Source organism: Massilimicrobiota sp. An105 (assembly GCF_002161155.1).
Classification (GTDB): Bacteria; Bacillota_I; Bacilli_A; order Erysipelotrichales; family Coprobacillaceae; genus Allocoprobacillus; species Allocoprobacillus merdigallinarum.
Genome location: NZ_NFLY01000015.1, coordinates 25,024 through 48,727, shown reverse-complemented (window position 1 = coordinate 48,727; position 23,704 = coordinate 25,024). Strand labels below are relative to the sequence as shown.

The window sequence follows — 23,704 nt, the reverse complement described above, 5'->3', positions numbered from 1 at the left end:
ATACCCTAGTTTATATATCTTCTTTTTGAGCAATAAACTGTGTCAAATAAAATGGAATACATAATATATCTTTGTCTTTAGATACATCTTTTGAGTGAATAATATAGCGATTAAGAATTCTGTCAGAAAATTTAACATAAAATTCATCAATAGAAGTATGAACCTTATAATTTGATGATTTGACTTCAATAGGGCAAATCTTATTTTTCCTAGATAGTATAAAATCAATCTCATAATTTTTCTTTTGCTTAACATTAGAAAAAGTATAATAAAATAATTCATTTCCTGTTGACGTTAATATCTGTGCAACTGCATTTTCATATAAATAGCCTAAATTTGCAGAAAGTTTGTCATTCAATAATTTTTCATAGATAATATTATCTGTAAAGTCTTTATCCTTAAATTGAAGTGTAACAAACAGTCCTGTATCGGCCAGATACAACTTGAATTTGTTTAAATCTTTATATGCAGACAATCCTACATTAGGGTCATTTGCATGATATGCAACACTCACGACCTTAGAATCCTTTAGCTCTGAAATCATACTTAAAATAGAGTTATCAGTCGTTTTATATGAATTCAACACCTTCTTCGTTTGAAATCCTCTGGTGTTCTTGTTTAACTGGGATGGAATTGCTTCAAAAAGCATTGCCAATCTTCCAGTAGAATCAATTTTTCTAAAATCATCCTCATACAAATTTAGAATATCTCTTTTTACCATATCTACTTTTCTAAAATTATTCGTTGTAATGTATTCATTGACAGATTGTGGCATTCCACCTACCAGCATATATAAACGAAAATCACGCATCAACTTTCGATTCAGCCTGTCTCCAAAATTCTTCTTATTATCAAATACGCTTTTCAATAACTTCATAGTAGAATTATCATTCAAAGCCCAAAGAAATTCTTCAAAATCCATTGGATGCATTTGCAGTTTTCTTTCTTCACTCGGAATGAGAATATCTTTCACATTTTTTTTGATTGAAATCAATGAGCCAGTTTCAATATAATCATATCTTCCATCCTTTACTAATGTCTTGATTGCTTGTCTTGCATAAGGGCAAAGCTGTACTTCATCAAAAATAATAACAGACTTTCTTTCGGTTAGGTCTACTTTATATTGCAATTGAAGTTGAAGAAAAAAATAATTCAAATCAGACATATCATCGAATAACTCTCTAATTTGTGCAGAAGCAACAGAAAAATCAATGAGGATATAACTATCATATTCCATCTTTGCAAATTCTTCTACTATAGTTGATTTCCCAACACGGCGTGCTCCTTCAATAAGTAGGGCTGTCTTCCCATTTGATTCTCTTTTCCACTCTTTTATTTTTTCATAAATTTTTCGCTTAAACATTGGCAAATTCCTCCTATAAATTTATTATATCCAAAAATCGCAACTAGCTCAATGGCTATATATCCAAAAATCGCAATAAAATTTCTACATAAACCTCCAAAAATCGCACTTATTTTCTCCTGCTAAAAAAGAAATTTGAGTGTTGGATTTTGTCCCTCCTCTCTATTTTTGATAGTGTCGTTAAAAATACGAGTTTATTCAATGTAGATAGTTCTTATTATCTTCTAATACATCTTATATATTTTTCTTCAAATCAAGCACATTTCAAGATTAATTCTAAATAGTTTTTCATGAAATATGTTTTCATTAATATAAAAAGGACGCATTTATTAACGTCCTTTGTAAATCTCTATCTTCATAACTCCTCAATTATTTGGTGTGTGATTGACCTCACAATAATATAGATTCCAGTCATTGTATAGCCTTTGTCATTCTAGATGTCCATTTACATTAACTCTACTTTATGACATTTTCTTTTATTGTGCTTTTAAATAATCAATCACTTCATCTAATGAATCAACAATTTTTGTCACTTTTTCAACAAACTGAGGTTCCGGATATTTCATATCAGGGACACAAATCACATCAATATGTCCATCATAAGCTGCTAAAATACCTGCCTCACTATCTTCTAAAACCAAAGCTTCTTCTGGTTTGACATCGAGTTTTTGACATGCTGTTAAAAAGATTTCTGGATGAGGTTTACCATGAGTCACTTCATCTCCACAAATTGTATCATCAAAATATTTTGTTAGATCTGCATTTTTTAAGATTTCATCAACACGTGCTCTCCCACTTGATGTTGCCACAATTGTTTTATAATTATTGGCTTTTAAGTATTCTAATAATTCTACTAATCCTTTTTTCTTAGGAACATATTGTCTTAAACTTTCATCAATCCATACATGAACATCATCCCATACTTCATCCATTGGAAAATCTTGACCATAATGATCAATAAATACCTGACAGATTCCCTGCTTATTTTTACCCAAGCAATTTCTATATAATTCTTCTGTAAAATCATGGTGTCCTAATTGCGCCAATTTTTTTACATATTCATTATATGTCACTCTTTCACTATCAATCATCAAACCATCCATATCAAATATAACTGCTTTTTTCATCTACATTCACTTCCTCTTTCCTTATTCTAGCATATCTTCATATTCAAGAACAAGAAAAGTTATGAACTACTCTGTTTTAAATGCTTATGCATAAATCTTCTAAATGAGAATGTATTTGTTATTGTTGTGATTAAATCTGAAAGAGGTTCAGCTAACATAACCGCAAAAACACCATCTGATATAAATATTGGTAAGATATAGATGAGTGGTATTAATAAGATAATCTTTCGATAAAAAGCAAAGAAAAATGAAATCTTACCAAATCCAAGTGATGTATATGATTGTTGATAAGTTGAGTTCGCTCCCATAATAATGAAACCAAAGATATAAACTCTTAACATACGACTTGCTAATTCAATTAACTCTGGATCATTAGAGAATAACTGTACAAATACTTGTGGTACAAATTCCATCAACAAAACACCCACAATAGAATAAATTAATGATACTTTCATAGCTAAAGAGATAGCTTTTTTAACACGATCATATTGTTTAGCCCCATAATTATAACTGATGATAGGCTGTGTTCCTTGTGCAATACCTTCCATTGGTAATTGGAGAATCTGATTCATAGATAGCATAATTGTCATAGAACTGACTGCTAAATCTCCCCCAAAGAATAAAAGTTGACGATTAAAGGAAACTTGCAGTATGCCTTCAGTTGCACTCATAAAGAAAGGAGAAAAACCTAAACCTAAGACTCTTTTCATGATATCTAAATCAAATTTAAAATATTCTTTTTTGATTTGGATAGTTGTTTTCTTTCCTAATAAAAACTTCATAACCCAAACACATGAAACAAATTGAGAAATCACAGTTGCAATTGCAGCTCCTGCAACATCCATGTGTAAACCAAAAATAAAGATAGGATCAAGAATAATATTCAAAACACCACCAATAAGTAATGTAAACATTCCATATTTTGCAAAACCCTGTGCATTGATAAAATAATTTAGACCAACACTCAATTGAACAAAGACCGTTCCTAAACAATAAATAGAAAGATAGTCCATAGCATAAGGCAATGTATTCTCACTGGCTCCAAATAACATTAAAATATCTTCACCAAAAATTAACAGGGCTGCCATAATAATAAGTGAAGAAATCACCAAACTAAAGACACAGTTTCCAAGTATCTTTTCAGCAATATCCATTCTCTTTTCACCCATTCTAATAGATGCCAAAGGAGCTCCGCCTCTTCCAAATAAATTGGTAAAAGCTGTAATAATTGTAATAATAGATGTACATAATCCAATCCCTGCAATGGCTAAAGCACCATCAGCTAACTGTCCAATATATATTCTATCTACCATATTATAGATAAGCGTTGCCAGTTGAGCAAGAATAGAGGGCAAAGCAAGTGAAAGTAATAATTTTGATATTTTCTCATTTTCCAGTCTTTCATTCATGTTGTCCACCTCCTAAATTATGATAAACCTGTTGTAAAATTTCATGATATTTGACAATATCTTCCTGTGAAATATTCTGATATGCCTGTTCATCAAAAGCATGTTGAATATTTTGAATTTTTTTAACTAACTCATCTGCCTTTTTTTCAACACATAAAATATTCCAACGTCTATTGACAGGATCAGGATTTCTTGTTACTAAACCTCGTTTCACCAACTTTTCAATAGCTAATGAGACATGTCCTTTAGAAATACCACGCACATTGACAATATCTTGTGCATGATTATATTCTGGATTATTTGCTAAAAAAGCCAAGACATCAATTTCAACTTGTGTCATCTGATATTCTTTTAACAATTCATCAAACAATGAATTATACTTTTTAATGATATAAGGGTGCATTCCCAGTGAAAAAAACTTTTGGATGCCCTTTTTTGTTTTGATTTTCATAGTTTTCTCCTTAACTGTTTTATTTTGAACAGTTATATAATAAACCTATTATTCCATGCCTGTCAATATCTTTTTAACAAAACACATGCTTTGACTTTTGATATTGAACTTGTTATAGTAAAAATGGTGATAAAAATGAATTTATATGATATAGAAGTTATAAATAGTCATAATCAAAAAGAATCCTTATCAAAATATAAAGGTCAAGTTTTGTTAATTGTCAATACTGCCACAGAATGTGAATTTACAGAACAGTATGATCATTTAGAAGATTTATATGAAAAGTATCATGAAAAAGGCTTTACAATCTTAGATTTTCCATGTAATCAGTTTGGTGAACAGGCCCCAGGTACAATGGAAGAAATCATGTCTTTTTGTGCCGATACTTATGGTGTCAGTTTCCCTCAATTTGCTAAAATTGATGTGAATGGTCCATTAGAATCTCCCGTATATACATATTTGAAAGAACAACAAAAACCTGAGTTATCAAAAAGGATTGAATGGAATTTTACAAAATTCTTACTTGATCGAAACGGTCATGTTGTTGAAAGATTTGAACCATTAGTCACACCCTATGAAATTGAAGATAAAATCATTGAACTTCTTTAATACAAACAGTTTAAAAAGATATTATTCAACGTTAAAAAGGTTTACTTAAACACAAGTAAGCCTTTTAAATATCAGATTTATCTTTTCAATCAAATAATTTTAAATAAATTTTTTCATCACACTCTTTAAAAACATTAAAAATAACTTTTTCAATTGTAGAATGTTTAAGATATTCATGAACTGTCTTGAATGCGATTTTCGCTGCATGTTCATTAGGAAAATGAAAAACACCCGTTGAAATACAACAAAATGCTATTGATTGAAGCTGATACTTTTTTGCTAATCTTAGACAGCTTTCATAACATGATGCCAGTAAAACCTCATCTTTATGGGTAACCGCTCCTGTTACTATTGGACCTACAGTATGCAAAATATAGCGAGAAGGCAAATTATAAGATTTTGTTATTTTAGCTTGACCTGTTGGTTCTAAATAGCCTTGTCTTTGCATAAGATGATGACATTCATTCCTGAGTTGTACTCCAGCAAATGTATGTATGGCATTATCAATGCATTGATGTCCAGGTACGAAGCATCCTTCCATCTGATTATTAGCAGCATTAACAATGGCATCTACTTTTAATCTTGTAATATCCCCTCTCCATAAAAGAATACGATCAGAAGCCTCGTCAAAAGAAACAACGCCCTTTTTCGCATTTTCTTCTTGTAACATAGCATCTTGAATATTTAAGAATGTCTGTGAAACTGATTTAGCTTCCCTGATATTCACTAAAGCACGATAAAGCGCAAATAACTCATCATGACCTTGAGGTAAGTCTATATGCATATTGTTTTCATCTAATAAATATTGAATTAAATAGATTAATCTTTCATTTTGTGTCATGGTCATTCCTCATTTCATTCGCTACAGAATTTAAAATATTATGGATATCTCCTTGAATTAAGATAGATTGTTTGTGAATGTTTTCAGGGCAATAGAGATCATCTAAATTTATACTGATATATACTGCATTCTTATTTTGAGATACATAATTCCAAAATGGATATTTTATAATCACTGGTGTATTGGATCCTACACCTAATTCTAAATATAATACCTTTGTATGTTGATGTTTTTGAAGAAAGTTTTGATAACGTTGTTGTGCCTGATACCATCCTTCATCTTGTACAAATGTCTGATCACATCTTAAATTCATTGTCATTGGTGCTCCACAACGAGGACAACATGGAATGAGTTGAGATGGAATCTTCATATTGATTTGTTGCTTTAACATAGCTTTTACTATATCTTCATTATCATAAGTCTGCTGATGACAAGGCTTAGAACATTGCCATAAACCATAATCTCCTTGTGTATAAAATAATCTTGTCTTATCAAAACCATTTTTTTGAAACTGATGATCTACATTTGTCGTTATAACAAAATAGTCTTTGTCTTTAACGAGTTCTAAAAGAATCTGATAAGTCTTTTTAGGAGAATCAATATAGCGATTATAATAAATATGTCTAGACCAATAAGCCCAATATTCTTCTAATGTCTCATACGGATAAAATCCTGCTGAATACATATCACGCAAATGATATGTATCAATAAAATCCTTAAAATAAGTTTCAAATCTTTCTCCAGAATATGTGAGTCCAGCTGAAGATGATAAACCTGATCCCGCCCCTATAACAATAGCATCACATGATGTCATGATTTTAACAATTTGTTTGATAAGCATATCTTTATTTTTCATTTTCTCCACCTTTTGATAATCGCATGTACGGGACAGACTTCCTGACATTTTCTACAATGTAAACAATGATGTTGTTCAATCATAAAAGATTGACTTGATAAATGAATACATTTTTGGGGACAGATATCATAACACATTTGACAATTGATGCACTTGTCTGTAATTATATAGCCTTCATTTTCTATCGTCATTCCTACCGTAAAGCTTTGCCTATATATAGGTTTTCGACTTAAATCAAAGTATTCTCCTTTGCTTTCATATATTTGAAAGACCTCTCAAACATCCCTTGATTCAGGAGTATAAATCTGATTCATATAAGGATTCTTTACAAAAATATCCTCTCATTTATCATGACCTATATTTTTGACCTTTCCATTTAAAGAAATAGCAACTGCAGATAACGTATCTTTACCTTTGATTCCTGTTAAAGCAATATGGGGATGTTTCATTAATCTTTGATAAAAAGACTTCCCTTTTGCGGTTAAGAAATATCAATAATCATCCTCTAACAACATCATATCAATAGCACAGGTATACGGTATTCCCTAATCATCTATAGTTGCTATAACAGTTGTATGAATATCTTCCTGTAAAATTTTCAGTATTTCATGTGTCGTCATATTGAAACTCCTTTATGATTTTAAAATGTATAACACTTTTAATGTAACTTAAATCATTACAACGCTCACACAAAATATATCACTCTTTAGTTGTAATGTCAATAGTTACAACTATAACAAAAAAAAGAAATGCCTGATAGCATTTCCTCTAATCTTCTTTGATTCCTCGCATATATGGATTTGTATATAAAGAATAAACAAGCTGTATGCACATCACACACCATATAACGGGTTCACAGAATATAACTGCCATATATTGGAATTGAGGGATAAAAATAAATACAAATATAATTTTTCCTACAAATTCAATAATACTTGATATCAATGGTAATAATTTCTGTCCTAATCCTTGCAATGCATAACGTGTTTGCATCAAAACTCCTAATACTGCATAGAATGGTCCCACAATTGTTAAATAAAGTGTTCCATTATCTAAAACTGCACTTTCACTAGAACCTGAAATTAATTTTACAAGTGATGACCCAAATAATAGAATAATGATAGTCACAATAGCTGCCATAACAACATCATAAATATAAGCATATTTCATCGCTTTTTGAATTCTTTCGCGCTGATTTGCTCCTCTATTTTGTGAGACAAATGTTGAGATTGCAAGCGCCATAGCTGTAAAAGGCATATTAAAGAACATGTAGAGTTTTCTGGCTGCTGTATGTCCTGCAATAATCAGATATCCTAAATTGTTGATTCCATACTGAAGAATGACTGATCCTGCAGAAACAATACTGCTCATAAATCCCATTGAAAAGCCTTGTCCTAATAATTCTTTATATAATTCTTTATCGACTACAAAATGTTTTTTGGATGGTAATAAGATCTGTGTCTTTTTGAAAATATAAATAATACATAATATAACTGATACACCTTGAGAAATAACCGTTGCGACAGCTGCACCCTGAATTCCCATATTGAGTTGTGTAATAAAGAAAATATCTAATACAATATTTAATAAAGACGAAACGATAAGGAAAACAAGTGGCATCACACTATTTCCAATGGCTCTCATTAAACCAGCACAGAGATTATAAGCAAACATAACAACAATGAATAACACGATAACTGAAATATAGCTATATGCTTCCTGAATAATATCTACTGGTGTATTTAATAATTCTAATAAAGGATGTAAGCATATCATTCCTATTGTTGTTAAAGCGATAGAAACAATCAATCCAATAACAATAGAACTTGCTACTGATTTTTTTAATAGTTCTCGATTTTGTGATCCAAAACTTCTAGCTGTAACAATTGCCAATCCATTACCTATTCCTAATGCAAACCCTACTAATAAGTCATAAATAGATGTACATGATCCAATAGCAGCTAATGATACATCACCTAAATAATTTCCAACAACCATTGTATCAACAGTATTATATAATTGTTGGAATACATTAGAAACAAGTAATGGAAGAGCAAAAGTAATCAATGATTGAAATATAGGTCCATGAATCAGATCAACATCAGCCTGAAAAAAGCTTTTTCTTTTTGCACCTTCCATATGTCTACCTCTATTCAGTCACATTACGATTGATAATTTCTACTAATGTAAAAATTCCATCTTCGTATTCATATTTTAAAATACAGCAGTTATAAAATCTTTCTGTTTTCTTTACTTTTGCATATTCTTCCCATGCACGATAGAACTGAGCACAAGCCCCACCATGAGAAACGGCTAAAACGACTTCATGATCTTCTTTATTCATGATTTCAGTTAATGTCTTTGACATTCTTTCTCTTAATTCCATTTCACCATCTCCACCAAATCCTTTGAAGAAATCTCCATATGGTAAAGGTGGATTCAAACATTCATCTTTTCCTTCAAAAACACCAAAATTCCATTCTTTTAAACCTTTCACTCTTGTATAAGGCATCTGATAATCAGTAACGATTTCTAAAGTATCACAAGCTCTTTCTGATGTAGAAGAATAAGCATGATCAAATGTAATATGATTATTTTTAAAATATTCACCTGCAATCTTTGCTTGTTTAATCCCAAGTTCTGTTAAAGGGGCATCACACCATCCTTGTATCTTGTGTTGAACATTAAATAAAGTTTGTCCATGTCGCATTAAATAAAGTGTTTTTTTCATTTTTCTATTCCTCCCTGATGATTTGATTTCACTATATCTTTTAATGTGATTTTTGGATGACGATATCTTGCATTTGGATTCTTATCGAACTTCAACGCAATCGCATGAAATGGGCAGTTTTGTACACATGCCAAACAAAAATCACATGTTTTTGACTTTCTTTGAGCTTTTCCATTAACCATCTGAATATTACCAGTAGGGCAGACTTGCTCACATATTGTACATCCCGCACACTGATCTGTTATTTGAATTGTTTCTCCATTATTCAATTCAGGATGATCCGTAAATCTTTTTGTCACCATTTGGTAAGCTTCCTGGCTTTCTTTTGTTGGTTGAGGTATATCCTTTTCTTGAGCTTCAAGTCTAGCTTTCGCTTCTTGAATTTGCTCATCTACATGCTTATTGATAGCCATCTGTTCTTCCATATCGAATGAAGGTAAATAATTATCAACCATTTTAATCGTTTGAATAAAATCAACATGTATTCCATGCTCTTTACAAAAGTTTTCACTCCATACACCAGCTACTGTATCTCTATTTCCATAAGTCAATAACATATAAAAATAAGGTGTATCAAATTTGGCTTTTGCTAAAAAATGTCTAACAGTTTGAGGAAGCTCTCCAGCATAAATAGGAGCGACAATCCCAATCTTATCAGCTTTATATCGTAAATCTTCTTTTTTCAACTCCTGTGGAATACTGTAAAGATCTTCTTCAATCTGTCTTGCTACATATAAGCAGTTTCCTGTTGCCGTATAATAAAATATCATGTTTCTACCTTCTTTCCAATGATATTGTAAGCATTTTTATTGTTTTTGTACAATATCAATATGGAAATCTGCTATAATAAAATAGAATAGTGAGGTCCTCATATGATAGAATTAGAACAACTACAACATTTAGTTACATTTCAAGAATGTCAGACATTATCCAAGGCAGCTAAACAGCTTCATATATCACAACCTGTTTTAACACGTTCTATGCAAAAATTAGAAGAAGATTTAGAAGTCAATTTATTTAACAGAACTAAAAATAAAATTGCTTTTAATGAAACAGGTCTATTAGCTGTTTCTCTAGCAAAACGTATTTTAGATGATACAAAAGATATGAAAAAACAACTTGTAGATTTTGATAGAAAGCTACATACTTTTGCGATTGGTTCATGTGCGCCAGCACCATTATCTTATTTAAGTCGTAAATTTTCACAGTTCTATCCTCAAAGAACATTATTAACAGAAATTAAAGATATGCATATCTTAATCAAAGGTCTAAAGGAAAAAGACTATACAATCATTATCATGCCTTATGACATAGAAGATGAACAGATTGAAAGTATTCCATTTATGGACGAACAATTATTTTTTTCTTTACCTTTAAATCACCCTTTAGCTCATAAAAAATCCATCTCATTAAAGGAAATGGATGGAGAGAAAATGTTATTAATGTCAAATATTGGTTTTTGGAATGATATGCATAAAAAAACAATGCCCCATACAAAATTTCTGATTCAAAACGATCGTTCTGTTTTCTATGATTTGGTAGAACTGTCTACATTACCTTCATTTACATCTGACTATGTTATGAAAACTGAAATCATGCCTCAAAATAGAGTGATTATTCCTATTTCAGATGCCCAGTCACATGCGACGTTCTACTGCTGGTATCTTAGAGAAAACGAATCTCAATTAAGAACTTTATTATATCATCTATAAAAAAGGATGAAATAGTTCCCAAATAACGGAATTCATTTCATCCTTTTCAATATCATATTTATTTTAACTTATTGTATTCTTCGTCACTTACTGGTTCTAACCATTCATTAGAAGCACCTTCTGCTGGTACAGAAATGGCAATATGGGCAAACCAGCTATCTTTAGCAGCACCATGCCAATGTTTCACTTCTGGAGGAATATCCACAGTATCACCTGCTTTTAATTCTCTAGCAGGTTTCCCCCATTCCTGATACCATCCTCTACCATCAGTAACCAGTAGAATTTGTCCACCTTTATGATGAATATGCCAATTATTGCGACAACCTGGTTCGAATGTGACATGACTTACTGGTAAACTTTCAGCAAGGGGCTGTAAATAACTTTGACCAATAAAATATTGAGCAAACGCTGTATTTTCTTCTCCAACGGGAAATAATGTTTTAACATCTTTCATACTCTTCTAACCTCCTATCTGCTTCTATTATATATCCACCAAACAAAAATATCTAATACCTATTTTTTATTGTCAACAATGCTTAAAAAGCATTAACATTTGGCGACAAACTGATTAAAAATCTCCTGCATTTTTTGATCAGTTTTACACATATCTTCAGGATGAAATTGAACTGCTGTAATCGGTAAAGATATATGTTCAATAGCTTCAATCATCTGATCTTCACTGTATGCGACAGCTTTTAATCCCTTTCCTAATCGATCAATAGCTTGATGATGAAAACTGTTCACATATCCTCTATCTTGAAAGATAGGATATAAAAAACTATTTTCTTGAATGTTTATTGTATGACTTGCACATTCTCTTCTTTCTTTTTGAGAATGTAAAAGTATTTTCTGTGGAGCATAAGATAAATCTTGATAAAGCGTTCCACCAAAAGCTACATTGATTACTTGAAGTCCTCGACATACACCGAAAATAGGTATATTTTTTTGTGTTGCTTTTTTTATCAAGGCAATCTCATATAAATCTCTAGGATAATCTGTTTCACCTAATAAGGGTAATGGATTTTCATGATAGAGTAATGGATTGACATCACAACCACCAATAATCATTAAACCATCAATCATATCTAATTGCATATCTATATCTTTAATAGGAACAGGCGGCAATAAAACTGGGATTCCTTGTGCTGCAATAATAGCCTGTAAATAATCTTGTTTAATAAAATGTATATATTTATCATTTTGTAGTTCTTCACTACATGTTATTCCAATTCTCTTTTTCATACTTTTCTCCTTTCTTCTTTTATATCAATTCAATATATCATAAAAATCATATCTTATACATAAATATGATTTACAATATTTTATTCACTTTTTATTTGAATATGAATACATGCAAAAAGCCAGCTAATGCTGACTTTTATTTTTCAAAATGCTGTGCTACTTTTTGTAAGTCTTCAATAATTGGTAAATGTTGTGGACATACATTTTCACATTGTCCACATCCAATACATTCACTTGCTTTACCAAAAGTCTTTGTCAAGTTATTGTAGTATTCACCTTGAGGTGTCCATCCTTTTTCTTCTACTTCCTGTAAATCAGCATTGTATAATGAGAAATATTTAGGAATAGCTATATGCATTGGACATCCTTCTGTACAATATGAACACCCTGTACATGGAATAGCAATCGTAGAATTAATAATATCAACAGCCTGACGAATCAATTGATATTCATCATCATGAAGTGGCTGCATATCTTTCATATAGCTTATATTATCTTCTAATTGAGCCATATTAGACATCCCACTTAATACCATCATGACATTATCAAGACTTGCTGCAAAACGAATAGCCCATGAAGGTACTGACATATCTGGATGATATTCTTTATACATATTTTCAACTTTTTCAGGAACTTTCGCTAATGTTCCACCTTTAACAGGTTCCATCACAATAACAGGTTTATGATATTTTGTTGCCACCTCATAACATTGACGAGATTGAACACCTACACTATCCCAATCTAAATAATTAATTTGTAATTGAACAAATTCAAACTCTGGATGTTCCTGTAATACTTTTTCTAATAATTCTGGTCCATCATGGAATGAAAATCCAATAGTTTTAACCAATCCTTGTTTTTTCTTTTCTTGAATCCATGTAAAACAATCAAGCTTTTCATATGTTTCAATACTATGTGTATTAATATCGTGTAAAAGATAATAATCAAAGTATTCTACCCCAGTTTTCTTTAACTGTTCATTAAAGATTTTATCTCTATCTTCTTTTGTCTGAATAAAACCTGAATGTAATTTTGTAGCAAGTGTATAAGTCTGACGATCATGACGTTTCACTAATGCCTCTCTCGCTGCATTTTCACTATTAAATCCACAATACATCCACGCTGTATCAAAATAAGTAAATCCATTTTCTATAAAAGTATCTACCATTTGTTTCACTTGTTCAATATCAATCTTTGAAGGATCGTTTTCATCAAGTGATGGTAATCTCATTAATCCAAAACCTAGTTTCTTTGTCATATCATTTCCTCCTACTCGATTATTTATTATACACCCTAAAGTTAACTTTAGGTCAAGAAAAAAGAAAGGATCACCTTTCTTCATCTTATTCTATATGACCACTGCTGAGTCCTTCATTCTTCTCATCAAGTGGTAACCATTCTAAAACACGTTCAATATAACAATCCCAAAAATCCCATTCATGCGCACCAGGTCCTTCTTCATAAGTGACATTGATTCCCTGTTGAAGTAAAAAATCACGGTAATCACGATTTTCTTTAATCAGTGAATCATCAGTGCCACATGCCATATATATCGCAGGCACATTTTTTATAGCCATATTTTGAATCAGTGCCTTATAATCTTTGTCACTTCCTTTTAACTTATGTAAATCACCAAAAACAGAAGTTAAATAACTTCTTTTATACATATAAGGTACGTCGTCACCATCCTTAGCGTTGATAAAAGTGTCAATCAATAACGCTGAAGACAATGCGGCAATATAACCAAATGTCTGATAATATTTGAGTCCATTGATAATAGCTCCATATCCACCCATAGACAACCCTGCAATAAATGTATCTTCTCGACGTTGTGATAAAGGGAACATGGCTCTTGTGATAGAAACAAGTTCTTCACCAATAAATTGTGAATAATATTCATGGGAGTTTTCATTATCAACATAAAATTTATTCTCTCCTGAAGGCATAATAACAACTAAATCATGATCCTGTGCCCACCTTTGAATACGTGTACCACATACCCAATCTGTATAATTTCCAAAAATCCCATGTAATAAGTATAATGTTTTGAAATTTTTATTTGGCTGGTTTAACTTTTTATCAACAGGAATAATAGCATTAATTGTGACTGTGCGCATTAACTTTTCTGAGAAAAAATCAACTTGTACTAATGCCATTATGATAAATCCTTTCCAAAATATTTATAAAATGCTTTATCAATACCTGCACAATCAACATAATCAGTAACAAATTCTGCAATGTTTTTTAAACGATCTACTGCATTTCCCATCGCAATACCATGTCCAACCAACTCAAACATTTCCATATCATTCACACCATCACCAAAAGCATAAGTATCTTTTTGATCAATTCCTAATTTTTGATATAAATACTTACAGGCTGTTCCTTTTTTAAATCCCTTATGATAAACATCCATACGAATCAATCCATGATCATAAGCAACAATTGTCATGTCATTTTCTAATTCATGATATGCTTTCCACATTTGTTCCACTGTTTCAAACAAAACACAGCAACTGATAGCATCTACATCCTGAGCCTCATATCTTTCTACTACATTCTCAGGTCTTTGATCTGTTCCCTGAAACATTACACGATGTTTAACGATCAATTCATCATCCAAACAATCACACCATTCTCCATGATGTCCATAAAACATAGGTCGCCCTTGATATTTTTGATAAACTTCCATTTGTTTTTGTATTTCAGGAGTTGTTAAAACTTCATCAACCAGAATCTCATTATTATAAATGATATAATGTCCATCACATAAAACATAACCATCAAATGGAATATCTTTTAATCCTTCAGGGATAGCGCCTCTTGCTGAAGCAATAACGATCTTATTGCCTTGTTTCTGAAAATCTTTTAAAACCTGTTTGGTTTGATGACGAGGTTGCATCATACCTTCTTGAGCATTTATTAAAGTTCCATCAATATCAAAGAAAACTATTTTCATTTTATCATTCTCCTTGCCATCATTATATCATTTCTCTTCTTTGAAAATCCATATAAATCCAACGAAAAATATCTTGATTCAAGATTCTCATTTATGTAAAATCAAAAAAGAAATGGAGGTTTTCTATGAAATTAATTATGCTAGGTACAGGAAATGCTTTAGTAACAAAGTGTTATAATACCTGTTTTGTATTTGAAAATCAAAATCAATATTTCTTAGTAGATGGTGGTGGAGGAAATACCCTTTTATCACAGCTAGAAAAAGCGCATATTAATTGGCAGGATATTAAAGATATCTTTGTCACACATAAACATATTGATCATCTGATGGGAATTATCTGGATGATTCGTATGATTGGTCAACATATGAGTCAAGGAAAATATCAAGGTGAAGTGCGTATATATGCTCATAAAGAACTTATTGATATTATCATGCAAATGATTCATCTGGTTTTAGAAGCAAAGCATACACAATTTATTAACAAACGCATTCACTTGATTGAAATTCAAGATCATGATAGTCATATGATTATCAATCATCAAGTCACTTTTTTTGATATCCATTCTACAAAAACAAAACAATTTGGTTTTCAAATGCAATTAGATCACAATAAAAAGTTATCTTGTTGTGGAGATGAACCATGTCATCAAATCAATGAAGCTTATATTCAAAATAGTGATTGGTTACTTCATGAAGCTTTTTGTTTACATAGTGAAGCTGATATTTTTCATCCTTATGAAAAACATCATTCGACAGTGAAAGATGCCTGTCAATTAGCTCAGTCTTTAAATATTCAAAATCTTCTTTTGTATCACACTGAAGATAAAAATATCAAACAACGTCATTCTCTCTACATGCAAGAAGCCAAACAATATTTCCAGGGAAATATATGGATCCCTGATGATTTAGATATTATTAACATTCAATAGAAAAAGGAATTGAAATACGCAAGCAGTTTATTTCAATTCCTTTTCTATATCATATAACAAAGATATTTATTTGTAGGCATGATTGAAAGCATTTTGTAAATCTTCTATAAGAAGTTCTACTTCTTCTAATCCAATATACATTCTGATATGTCCAATATCTAAGCCTCTTTTTTTCAATTCTTCCTCGTTGCTTCCTTTCCATACAGGCATAACTAAACTTTCAAAGCCACCCCAACTATAGGCCAAAGTAAAATGTTTTAAAGAATCAACAAATCTTTCAATAACATCTGGGGTTGCATCTTTTAACACAAAACTTAATAAACTTCCATATCCCTTTAAATACTTATCTGTTAAATCAGTAGATGTATGAACCATAGGATGATATATTTTTTTAACATATGGACTTTGTTGTAAAAATTGTATCATCTGTTTAACACTTTGTTCTTGAGATTTTAAACGAACAGGCAATGTTCGTAATCCTCTTAATGCTAACCAGGCATTCATTGGGGACATTGTTGCTCCTAAAAAGATTTGACCAAATTCATTGATTTCATGTATATATTTTTGATTAGAAATGACAACGCCACCAACCAAATCACTATGTCCTCCAATATATTTTGAACAAGAATGTATAACAATATCAATTCCATGCACCAAAGGATTTTGAAATAATGGTGTTGCCCATGTATTATCAATAACTGTGATAATATTTCTTTTTTTCGCAAATTGACTGATCATCTCTAAATCAAGCATTTCAAACTTTTGAGAAGAAGGACTTTCAAAATAAATCATTCTTGTATTGTCCTTAACAAAAGCGAATATATCTTCAGTAGAAGATACATCAATTTTTGTACTTTCAACACCAAAACGTTCAAGATTTTGAATGAATTTGACAGTTGATCCATACACAGTATTCACAATGACAATATGATCCTTTTGTTGAACCAAGCTCAATATTGTGGCGCTGATTGCTCCCATTCCTGAAGCAAAAACTTTAGCACATTCTCCTTTTTCTAATTGAGCTAGTTTCTCTTCTAGAATTGTTAATGTTGGGTTTTCTCCCCTTGTATATGTATAAGCACTTTTCTTATTCATATTAACATCAACATAGTGTTGAAAATCATCAAATTGAAATGAAGATGTTTGCACAATCTCAGGCGCAACACTCTTATATTCTCTTTGTTTTTTTTCTACTGATAAACAAATATTCTCTTGATCTAACATTTTATTTCTCCCTCTAAATATTTCCCAATTCCATCATGTTCATTATCTTCACAAATAGCATCTGCAACTTCTTTTACTGTATCAAAAGAGTTATCCATAGCTATGCCAGTTCCTGCTATTTTTAACATATCTATATCGTTTTCACCATTACCAAAAGCAATAACATTATCTAATGATATATTTTTAATTTGTGCTAACTTCAAAAGAGCCTGTCCTTTTGAAGCATGAACTGGATTAATTTCTACCCAATCTTTTTCTACTCTACATATACTAAAACGTGAAGACATCTGTTTTTGAAGAATTGGTATTTTTTCACTCATCATTGTTTCACTTTGCACAAATGCAACTTTCTTTATTGTAGAAAAAAGATGTTCTGGTATTTCATGAATATCATCAACTATATGTCTTTCTCTATCAATAAAATGGTCTTCCATAATCCCTGTATGTCCATAATCAAAAATATATAAACATGTTTCAAAGAAAATAATCATATCAAAGAAAGATGTTTGTGCTATTTCATTCAAAATCATTAAATCATCTTTTGTGAGTCTTTGTTCTCGATGCAGACATTCTTTTTTTGAATTATAAATCTCTAATCCATTTAAAACAATATAACCACTTTGAGGGTATTGATCCATATCTAACTGCTTCCCATAATACTCTAAGCTACTGATATCTCTGCCACTTGCTAAAACAAGTGCTACACCCTGTTTTTGAAGGTTCATCAAAATATCTTTTGTATATGGGAGTATTTTTTGTTGAGATGTTAACAATGTCCCATCCATATCCATCACAATCATATCTATATTTTTCATCGTTTTCCTCCCTCTTCTAACCATTGTACAATGGGTAAAATCCAAAATGCAACCCTTAATCAAAAAGATGTGCCTAAGCACATCAAAGAAGTGAGTGATATACTGTTTTTAGTTGTTTTCCTACTCTTTCAAGTGAACGTTCTTCAGCTACTTTTCTCCCTTCTTTCCCTAAATACGGAAGCTTCTTTTCTACAACATTTTGTATCAATTCTATAAACTCATCATTATCTTTTCCTTTATAACAATTCTTTCCATGTATAAGCCAACCTTCATAAACAGGTATATCTCTCAAAATAACCTGTTGATAAGATGACAACGCTTCTAAAACAACTATTCCTTCTGTTTCTTCATAACTAGGGAAGAAAAACGCATCTGCCCCACAATAAGCACCTTTAATAATATCACCGGTTATATAACCAGGAAAAATCACATTGGATGGATGATGTTTAATCACATTTCGAATTTGTTGAGGTATGGTATATAAAGAGATATCTCCAAACCATATAAAAGTATATTGGGGGAGTTTTTGAGCGATTTCAATAAAATCTAATATTCCTTTTCTTTGGAAAAACAAGCCAACACAGATAATAACTTTTTGTTGTGAAGTAAGATGAAAATATTGTTTAAACAATTGAATTCTCTCTTCATTATCATTATATTCTTCAATATCAACACCATTACTTATAGCATATATAGGTATATCTTTATTGACATAATGACTAATAAGTTTCTTTGAATATGCTGTTGGTGTAATAAGACAATCCGCTTTTGAATAGATTGTCATTAATCGTTTTCTAAATAGAGATGACATCTGATTTGATAAAATAAATGAATTTTTAAAATCCTCTTCCGTACTATGCGCATGAACAATGACTTTTTTGTGCATTTGATGACAACGATGTATGAGCCACTGACTCTGAAGTCCAACTGTGTTGATATGTGCAATATCAAAGGATTCTCGAGGATCTAAAGTATATTCTATTCCTTGAGATTGCAATGCTATGATTTGATGTTTAAGTGTTCTTCCGATACCAGATTTTCTAATCATATTCTGATTTTCAAAATATAATAAAACTTTCATAATATCACCTTTCCTATCTTCACTATACATAAAAAAAAGAAGAATAATGAAAAAAATTATGAAAGATTTTCTAAAAAGCATTCTATATTCGTAGCTTTACAATAATAAACAAATATTATTGTTATGATTAATATAAAACGGTTCTACTCGACATCATGAGTGAGTATTTGAGTAAACGATATATTCATTTTATACATAGATATATGAGTTGAAATCAATTATAAAATATAACTCAAAATCCTATATTAATGAATAATTATAATCTCATCAATCATAATATAAAATATACATTACATATTAATACCCAATCTCATAACCTATAATTTTGAAGAAATGTATGATTTGGCATAAAATAATATTGAAGAAATGTATGATTTAGCATAAAATAATATTGAAGAAATGTATGATTTAGAACAAAACAATATTGAAGAAATGTAAAAAGGAGTGATGGCAGTGTATTTCAAAAGAAAAGCTTACGATAAATTAATAGATTGGAAATCAAATTATGCTGATAACTATGCTGTTTTGTTAGAAGGTGCAAGACGTGTAGGAAAATCAACAATAGCTAAATTATTTGCTGAAAATGAGTATAAATCATACATTTTGATAGATTTTTCAATTGCTTCAGCTGATATATTATCCTGCTTTGATGATATTAATAATTTGGATATGTTTTTTTTAAGGTTACAGGCAATCACTGGAATTAATTTATATGAACATGAGTCAGTTATTATTTTTGATGAAGTACAGTTATTTCCTAAAGCCAGACAAGCAATTAAGCACTTGGTAAAAGATGGACGATATCATTATATTGAAACTGGTTCTTTAATATCCATTAAAAAAAATGTGAAAGATATCTTAATCCCTTCTGAAGAAATGAAAATTGAAGTCTATCCTATGGATTATGAAGAATTCTGCAATGCCACAGGAAATAATTATAATTTAATAAAGCAATTGTTTGATATGAAAAGAGCAATTGGTCAAGAAGTGAATAGAAAACTCATGAGAGATATTAGGATATATATGGCAGTCGGTGGTATGCCTCAAGCTGTTGAAGCATATGTGAATGGGAATAATTTTTCCACTATAGATAATGTAAAGCGTCAAATTATTCATCTTTATGAAGAAGATTTCAAAAAAATAGATCCATCAGGAAAAATATCTGCGCTTTATCATTCAATCCCCGCTCAATTAGCTAAAGATCAAAAGAAATATCGTATGTCCACTGCGCTAAAAAAGAGAACGACGATTAAAGAAGAAGAATTATTATTTGATTTATTTGATTCTAAAACTGTATTACCCTGCTACAATTCAACCGATCCTAAAGTGAGTTTGACTTCAACGAAAGATTTAAATAGCTATAAACTCTATTTATCTGATACGGGATTATTCGTAACACTTATGTTTATAGACCGACCTATTACAGAAAATGAAATATATGCTAAACTTCTTTCTGATAAATTACCAGCAAATTTAGGATATTTATATGAAAACTTAATGGCACAATTATTAGCTTCAAAAGATAGAGAATTATATTATCATACATGGCAAAAAGAAAATAGCACTCATTATTATGAGATAGACTTTTTAATTTCTGAAGGTAGTAAAATTTCAGCTATTGAGGTCAAATCTTCAGGTTTGGGTAAACATGATTCTATATGTGAATTTGAAAAAAAATATTCAAAACATATAAAAAATTGTTATATCTTTTCGCAAAAAGACTACAAACAGGAAAATGGTATACAGTTTATGCCCATATATTTAGCCCCATTTATATAAAATCTATTATTTAATAGAAAAAAGAATAACTTACAAGATATCTCTCCTTATCAAAATGAATAATTGAAATATCTCTAAATAATAAGTCTTGAAATCACATGATTTCTTTGAGAATAATATGTTACAATAATGATATAAGGAGTGTGAGGCTATGCTTTTAGTTGATAAATTAATTCAAAAAGATAATTTTTCAAAAAGTGAAATGATTATCGCTGATTATATTATTAATCTTGGTGAAGATATCAAAGATATTTCAGCCAGAAAAATCGCAAGAGAAACATATACTTCCCCAGGAACAGTTTTAAATCTATGTGAAAAAGTTGGTGTTAAAGGATTTGATCATTTTAAAAGTGCATATTTAAAAGAAATACAATATCTTGATCAGCAGTTTGGAACCGTTGATCCTAATATTCCTTTTCATGAAAATGATACTTTTTTTATAATTGCTAATAAAATGGGAACTCTATATGAAGAGACTATTAAAGATACTTTATCCTTATTACAACATGATTCCTTACAAAAAGCTGTCCTTACATTATCCAAAGCTCAAAATATTCATATTTACTCTTTTGGAACCGCACTTAATATTGCAGAATCGTTTAAAGAAAAAATGATGAAAATAGGAAAAAATGTTTATATCACCAACAATTTAAATTATCAAAGATATGAAATGAATTGTATTACCAATCGTGATTGTGTGATCTTTATTTCATATTCTGGTGAGACAGGAAATATTATTGATATGGCCCAAACCTGTATTATAAAAAAGATTCCCTTTATTTCTATGACATCTTTTGGAGAAAATACATTAAGTCAAATGAGTGATATCAATCTCTTTATTTCTACCAGAGAACGATTAACTCATAATATCGCAAATTTTAATAGTAATTTATCAATTTTCTTTCTTTTAGACATTTTATACGCTACTTACTTTTCATTAAATTATATGGACAATCTTGAATATAAAATGAATGTTACTCATAAATTTGAAAATAAGCGTAGTTCTACTAATCCTATCTTAATTGATAATACTCATAAAAAATAACACTGTTCAGTTTTCTATTTCAATTTTTTGACAAATTTTTTAACAGTGTTAAATGTTGTTCAATAAATATTTTTTTCAAGCCTCTTTGCATGTATATTTAAACATGCAAGGAGGTTTTTTTATGAAAATAAGAGACAATTTCTTATGGGGAGGAGCCACAGCAGCGAATCAGTATGAAGGTGCTTATTTAGAAGATGGAAAAGGTTTAAGCATTGCTGATGTGGAAATGGGAGCCCGTCATGGTGTTCCAAGAGAAATCCATAGCTATGTTCATGAGGATTGCTATTATCCAAGTCATGAAGGTGTTGATTTCTATCATCATTATAAAGAAGATATTGCTTTATTTGCAAAAATGGGATTCAAATGTTTTCGTATGTCAATTAATTGGCCAAGAATCTTCCCACATGGTGATGAAAAGACACCTAACGAAAAAGGTTTAGCTTTTTATGATCAAGTTTTTGATGAATTACTTAAATATGGTATTCAACCTATCGTCACAATTTCTCATTATGAAACACCATTATATCTTGTTCAGAAATATGGTTCATGGAGAAATAGAAAGTTGATTGATTTCTTTGAACATTATTGTGATGTTATTTTCCGTAGATATCATCACAAAGTCAAATATTGGATGACTTTTAATGAAATCAATGAAACTATGAATCAAAAACAACCATATCATCAAGCAGGTATTATTTATCAAGATAATGAAAATCCAGCTGATGTAAAAGTACTTGTTTCTCACAATATGATGGTAGCAAGTGCAAAAGCAGTTATATTGGCGCATCGTATTGATCCCACTTTAAAAGTAGGATGTATGTTCCAATATCCAACAACATATCCAAAAACTTGTCATCCAAATGATATTCTTGCAAGAAGATATCATATGATGCCGAATTTCTACTATGGAGATGTTATGTGTAAAGGCTATTATTCTAATACATGTACAGCTCAATTAAAACGTATGGGTGCGACTCTTTCTATGGAAGAAGGAGATAAAGACATCCTAAAGGAAGGAAAAGTTGATTTTATTGCCTTTAGTTATTATTTTTCTTCAATTGCTTCAAGTCCTGATGGTAAGGAACTTATTGTTGAACGTTCTAATCCATATCTTCAACGTAATGATTGGGATTGGCCAATCGACCCAACCGGACTTAGAGTTGCATTAAATGAGTTGTATGATCGCTATCAATTACCTTTATTCGTTGTTGAAAATGGTTTAGGAGCTATTGATCATATTGAAGAAGATGGCTCTATTCAAGATGATTATCGTATTGAATATTTAGCAGGTCATATTGAAGCTTTGAAACAGGCTATTGAAGAAGATGATGTAGATGTGATTGGATATACTTGTTGGGGACCTATTGATATTGTTTCAGTAGGAACAGGTGAAATGAGAAAACGTTATGGTTTTATTTATGTTGATAAAGATGATGAAGGAAAAGGAACATTAAAACGTTACTTAAAGAAATCTTTTTATTGGTATAAGAAAGTCATTGAAACAAATGGTCAAACAAAATTCGATTAAGGA

The 23,704-nt window shown here is 30.6% G+C and carries 24 protein-coding genes; 6 read left to right on the top strand and 18 right to left on the bottom strand.

All coding sequences use genetic code 11. The features are described 5' to 3' along the window. Window positions 1-10: 10 nt before the first annotated feature. The 4 genes from B5E48_RS05965 to B5E48_RS05950 form a co-directional block, all read right to left on the bottom strand. The gene (locus tag B5E48_RS05965) at window positions 11-1,363 is read right to left on the bottom strand and encodes an ATP-binding protein (RefSeq protein WP_087304424.1); all 1,353 of its coding nucleotides are present in this window, start codon (window positions 1,361-1,363) and stop codon (window positions 11-13) included. Between the two features lie 476 nt (window positions 1,364-1,839). Further along, the gene (locus B5E48_RS05960) at window positions 1,840-2,490 is read right to left on the bottom strand and encodes an HAD family hydrolase (RefSeq protein ID WP_087304423.1); all 651 of its coding nucleotides are present in this window, start codon (window positions 2,488-2,490) and stop codon (window positions 1,840-1,842) included. A 59-nt stretch (window positions 2,491-2,549) separates the two neighbouring features. Further along, window positions 2,550-3,899 (bottom strand): MATE family efflux transporter, encoded by a 1,350-nt coding sequence (locus tag B5E48_RS05955; protein ID WP_087304422.1) that lies wholly within the window; start codon window positions 3,897-3,899, stop codon window positions 2,550-2,552. After that, window positions 3,892-4,350, bottom strand: a complete 459-nt coding sequence (locus tag B5E48_RS05950) for a MarR family winged helix-turn-helix transcriptional regulator (RefSeq protein WP_241146934.1) — start codon at window positions 4,348-4,350, stop codon at window positions 3,892-3,894. Before B5E48_RS05950 ends, B5E48_RS05955 begins: the two co-directional genes overlap by 8 nt. A gap of 135 nt (window positions 4,351-4,485) precedes the next feature. Here B5E48_RS05950 and B5E48_RS05945 point away from each other — a divergent pair, with 135 nt between their 5' ends. Beyond that, a complete protein-coding gene (locus B5E48_RS05945) occupies window positions 4,486-4,959 on the top strand; it encodes a glutathione peroxidase (RefSeq protein WP_087297615.1) in 474 nt (157 codons plus the stop codon). 85 nt (window positions 4,960-5,044) lie between these two features. Here B5E48_RS05945 and B5E48_RS05940 read toward each other — a convergent pair whose 3' ends face one another. The 6 genes from B5E48_RS05940 to B5E48_RS05915 all read right to left on the bottom strand — a co-directional run bounded on the left by B5E48_RS05940 (window position 5,045) and on the right by B5E48_RS05915 (window position 10,157). Next, window positions 5,045-5,800, bottom strand: coding sequence for a protein-ADP-ribose hydrolase (locus B5E48_RS05940; RefSeq protein ID WP_087304421.1), 756 nt, complete (start codon window positions 5,798-5,800; stop codon window positions 5,045-5,047). Then, complete coding sequence (locus B5E48_RS05935; RefSeq protein WP_087304420.1) at window positions 5,787-6,656, bottom strand: SIR2 family NAD-dependent protein deacylase; 870 nt, start codon at window positions 6,654-6,656, stop codon at window positions 5,787-5,789. The genes B5E48_RS05940 and B5E48_RS05935 overlap by 14 nt, the downstream gene beginning before the upstream one ends. Further along, a complete protein-coding gene (locus B5E48_RS13795; RefSeq protein ID WP_206407323.1) occupies window positions 6,653-6,847 on the bottom strand; it encodes a DUF362 domain-containing protein in 195 nt (64 codons plus the stop codon). The genes B5E48_RS05935 and B5E48_RS13795 overlap by 4 nt, the downstream gene beginning before the upstream one ends. A gap of 577 nt (window positions 6,848-7,424) precedes the next feature. Next, the gene (locus B5E48_RS05925; RefSeq protein WP_087304419.1) at window positions 7,425-8,795 is read right to left on the bottom strand and encodes an MATE family efflux transporter; all 1,371 of its coding nucleotides are present in this window, start codon (window positions 8,793-8,795) and stop codon (window positions 7,425-7,427) included. A 10-nt stretch (window positions 8,796-8,805) separates the two neighbouring features. Then, on the bottom strand, window positions 8,806-9,387 hold the full coding sequence (locus B5E48_RS05920) for a histidine phosphatase family protein (RefSeq protein ID WP_087243651.1): 582 nt from the start codon (window positions 9,385-9,387) through the stop codon (window positions 8,806-8,808). Then, the gene (locus tag B5E48_RS05915; protein ID WP_087304418.1) at window positions 9,384-10,157 is read right to left on the bottom strand and encodes an EFR1 family ferrodoxin; all 774 of its coding nucleotides are present in this window, start codon (window positions 10,155-10,157) and stop codon (window positions 9,384-9,386) included. The genes B5E48_RS05920 and B5E48_RS05915 overlap by 4 nt, the downstream gene beginning before the upstream one ends. 102 nt (window positions 10,158-10,259) lie before the next feature. Between B5E48_RS05915 and B5E48_RS05910 the strand changes: the two genes are divergently transcribed. Beyond that, window positions 10,260-11,099: a LysR family transcriptional regulator gene (locus B5E48_RS05910; RefSeq protein WP_087304417.1), complete on the top strand. Its 840-nt coding sequence runs from the start codon at window positions 10,260-10,262 to the stop codon at window positions 11,097-11,099. 58 nt (window positions 11,100-11,157) lie between these two features. Here B5E48_RS05910 and B5E48_RS05905 read toward each other — a convergent pair whose 3' ends face one another. The 5 genes from B5E48_RS05905 to B5E48_RS05885 form a co-directional block, all read right to left on the bottom strand. Beyond that, the gene (locus tag B5E48_RS05905) at window positions 11,158-11,553 is read right to left on the bottom strand and encodes a cupin domain-containing protein (RefSeq protein WP_087304416.1); all 396 of its coding nucleotides are present in this window, start codon (window positions 11,551-11,553) and stop codon (window positions 11,158-11,160) included. Window positions 11,554-11,645: 92 nt separating this feature from the next. Then, the gene (locus B5E48_RS05900) at window positions 11,646-12,341 is read right to left on the bottom strand and encodes a gamma-glutamyl-gamma-aminobutyrate hydrolase family protein (protein ID WP_087304415.1); all 696 of its coding nucleotides are present in this window, start codon (window positions 12,339-12,341) and stop codon (window positions 11,646-11,648) included. Window positions 12,342-12,477: 136 nt separating this feature from the next. Further along, window positions 12,478-13,599 carry an aldo/keto reductase gene (locus B5E48_RS05895; RefSeq protein WP_087243646.1) on the bottom strand — a complete coding sequence of 374 codons (1,122 nt, stop codon included), beginning with the start codon at window positions 13,597-13,599 and terminating at the stop codon, window positions 12,478-12,480. Window positions 13,600-13,684: 85 nt separating this feature from the next. Then, window positions 13,685-14,497 carry an alpha/beta hydrolase gene (locus B5E48_RS05890; RefSeq protein ID WP_087304414.1) on the bottom strand — a complete coding sequence of 271 codons (813 nt, stop codon included), beginning with the start codon at window positions 14,495-14,497 and terminating at the stop codon, window positions 13,685-13,687. Further along, complete coding sequence (locus B5E48_RS05885; protein ID WP_087304413.1) at window positions 14,497-15,300, bottom strand: Cof-type HAD-IIB family hydrolase; 804 nt, start codon at window positions 15,298-15,300, stop codon at window positions 14,497-14,499. Before B5E48_RS05885 ends, B5E48_RS05890 begins: the two co-directional genes overlap by 1 nt. Window positions 15,301-15,425: 125 nt before the next feature. On the opposite strand from B5E48_RS05885, the gene B5E48_RS05880 reads away from it, so the two are divergent. Further along, on the top strand, window positions 15,426-16,229 hold the full coding sequence (locus B5E48_RS05880) for an MBL fold metallo-hydrolase (RefSeq protein WP_087304412.1): 804 nt from the start codon (window positions 15,426-15,428) through the stop codon (window positions 16,227-16,229). A gap of 66 nt (window positions 16,230-16,295) precedes the next feature. On the opposite strand, the gene B5E48_RS05875 is transcribed toward B5E48_RS05880, so the two are convergent. The 3 genes from B5E48_RS05875 to B5E48_RS05865 all read right to left on the bottom strand — a co-directional run bounded on the left by B5E48_RS05875 (window position 16,296) and on the right by B5E48_RS05865 (window position 19,349). After that, window positions 16,296-17,453, bottom strand: a complete 1,158-nt coding sequence (locus B5E48_RS05875) for a trans-sulfuration enzyme family protein (RefSeq protein WP_087304411.1) — start codon at window positions 17,451-17,453, stop codon at window positions 16,296-16,298. Then, the gene (locus B5E48_RS05870) at window positions 17,447-18,268 is read right to left on the bottom strand and encodes a Cof-type HAD-IIB family hydrolase (protein ID WP_087304410.1); all 822 of its coding nucleotides are present in this window, start codon (window positions 18,266-18,268) and stop codon (window positions 17,447-17,449) included. The genes B5E48_RS05875 and B5E48_RS05870 overlap by 7 nt, the downstream gene beginning before the upstream one ends. 82 nt (window positions 18,269-18,350) lie before the next feature. Beyond that, window positions 18,351-19,349 (bottom strand): LTA glycolipid anchor biosynthesis glycosyltransferase, IagA/BgsA family, encoded by a 999-nt coding sequence (locus B5E48_RS05865; RefSeq protein WP_087304409.1) that lies wholly within the window; start codon window positions 19,347-19,349, stop codon window positions 18,351-18,353. A 453-nt stretch (window positions 19,350-19,802) separates the two neighbouring features. On the opposite strand from B5E48_RS05865, the gene B5E48_RS05860 reads away from it, so the two are divergent. From B5E48_RS05860 to B5E48_RS05850, 3 genes are all read left to right on the top strand, one after another. Further along, a complete protein-coding gene (locus B5E48_RS05860) occupies window positions 19,803-21,128 on the top strand; it encodes an ATP-binding protein (protein ID WP_087243639.1) in 1,326 nt (441 codons plus the stop codon). A 151-nt stretch (window positions 21,129-21,279) separates the two neighbouring features. Further along, complete coding sequence (locus B5E48_RS05855) at window positions 21,280-22,173, top strand: MurR/RpiR family transcriptional regulator (protein ID WP_087243638.1); 894 nt, start codon at window positions 21,280-21,282, stop codon at window positions 22,171-22,173. Window positions 22,174-22,294: 121 nt separating this feature from the next. Then, window positions 22,295-23,701, top strand: coding sequence for a 6-phospho-beta-glucosidase (locus B5E48_RS05850; RefSeq protein WP_087304408.1), 1,407 nt, complete (start codon window positions 22,295-22,297; stop codon window positions 23,699-23,701). The last annotated feature ends 3 nt before the right edge of the window (window positions 23,702-23,704 follow it).

Bases quoted from the DNA above. Each gene is read 5' to 3' on its own strand.
- B5E48_RS05865 (WP_087304409.1), bottom strand. From the start codon at position 19,349: ATGAAAGTTTTATTATATTTTGAAAATCAGAATATGATTAGAAAATCT.
- B5E48_RS05850 (WP_087304408.1), top strand. From the start codon at position 22,295: ATGAAAATAAGAGACAATTTCTTATGGGGAGGAGCCACAGCAGCGAAT.
- B5E48_RS05870 (WP_087304410.1), bottom strand. From the start codon at position 18,268: ATGAAAAATATAGATATGATTGTGATGGATATGGATGGGACATTGTTA.
- B5E48_RS05885 (WP_087304413.1), bottom strand. From the start codon at position 15,300: ATGAAAATAGTTTTCTTTGATATTGATGGAACTTTAATAAATGCTCAA.
- B5E48_RS05915 (WP_087304418.1), bottom strand. From the start codon at position 10,157: ATGATATTTTATTATACGGCAACAGGAAACTGCTTATATGTAGCAAGA.
- B5E48_RS05890 (WP_087304414.1), bottom strand. From the start codon at position 14,497: ATGGCATTAGTACAAGTTGATTTTTTCTCAGAAAAGTTAATGCGCACA.
- B5E48_RS05880 (WP_087304412.1), top strand. From the start codon at position 15,426: ATGAAATTAATTATGCTAGGTACAGGAAATGCTTTAGTAACAAAGTGT.
- B5E48_RS05855 (WP_087243638.1), top strand. From the start codon at position 21,280: ATGCTTTTAGTTGATAAATTAATTCAAAAAGATAATTTTTCAAAAAGT.
- B5E48_RS05925 (WP_087304419.1), bottom strand. From the start codon at position 8,795: ATGGAAGGTGCAAAAAGAAAAAGCTTTTTTCAGGCTGATGTTGATCTG.
- B5E48_RS05965 (WP_087304424.1), bottom strand. From the start codon at position 1,363: ATGTTTAAGCGAAAAATTTATGAAAAAATAAAAGAGTGGAAAAGAGAA.
- B5E48_RS05940 (WP_087304421.1), bottom strand. From the start codon at position 5,800: ATGACACAAAATGAAAGATTAATCTATTTAATTCAATATTTATTAGAT.
- B5E48_RS05955 (WP_087304422.1), bottom strand. From the start codon at position 3,899: ATGAATGAAAGACTGGAAAATGAGAAAATATCAAAATTATTACTTTCA.
- B5E48_RS05935 (WP_087304420.1), bottom strand. From the start codon at position 6,656: ATGAAAAATAAAGATATGCTTATCAAACAAATTGTTAAAATCATGACA.
- B5E48_RS05905 (WP_087304416.1), bottom strand. From the start codon at position 11,553: ATGAAAGATGTTAAAACATTATTTCCCGTTGGAGAAGAAAATACAGCG.
- B5E48_RS05875 (WP_087304411.1), bottom strand. From the start codon at position 17,453: ATGTTAGATCAAGAGAATATTTGTTTATCAGTAGAAAAAAAACAAAGA.
- B5E48_RS05920 (WP_087243651.1), bottom strand. From the start codon at position 9,387: ATGAAAAAAACACTTTATTTAATGCGACATGGACAAACTTTATTTAAT.
- B5E48_RS05945 (WP_087297615.1), top strand. From the start codon at position 4,486: ATGAATTTATATGATATAGAAGTTATAAATAGTCATAATCAAAAAGAA.
- B5E48_RS05950 (WP_241146934.1), bottom strand. From the start codon at position 4,350: ATGAAAATCAAAACAAAAAAGGGCATCCAAAAGTTTTTTTCACTGGGA.
- B5E48_RS05900 (WP_087304415.1), bottom strand. From the start codon at position 12,341: ATGAAAAAGAGAATTGGAATAACATGTAGTGAAGAACTACAAAATGAT.
- B5E48_RS05910 (WP_087304417.1), top strand. From the start codon at position 10,260: ATGATAGAATTAGAACAACTACAACATTTAGTTACATTTCAAGAATGT.
- B5E48_RS13795 (WP_206407323.1), bottom strand. From the start codon at position 6,847: ATGACGATAGAAAATGAAGGCTATATAATTACAGACAAGTGCATCAAT.
- B5E48_RS05960 (WP_087304423.1), bottom strand. From the start codon at position 2,490: ATGAAAAAAGCAGTTATATTTGATATGGATGGTTTGATGATTGATAGT.
- B5E48_RS05895 (WP_087243646.1), bottom strand. From the start codon at position 13,599: ATGACAAAGAAACTAGGTTTTGGATTAATGAGATTACCATCACTTGAT.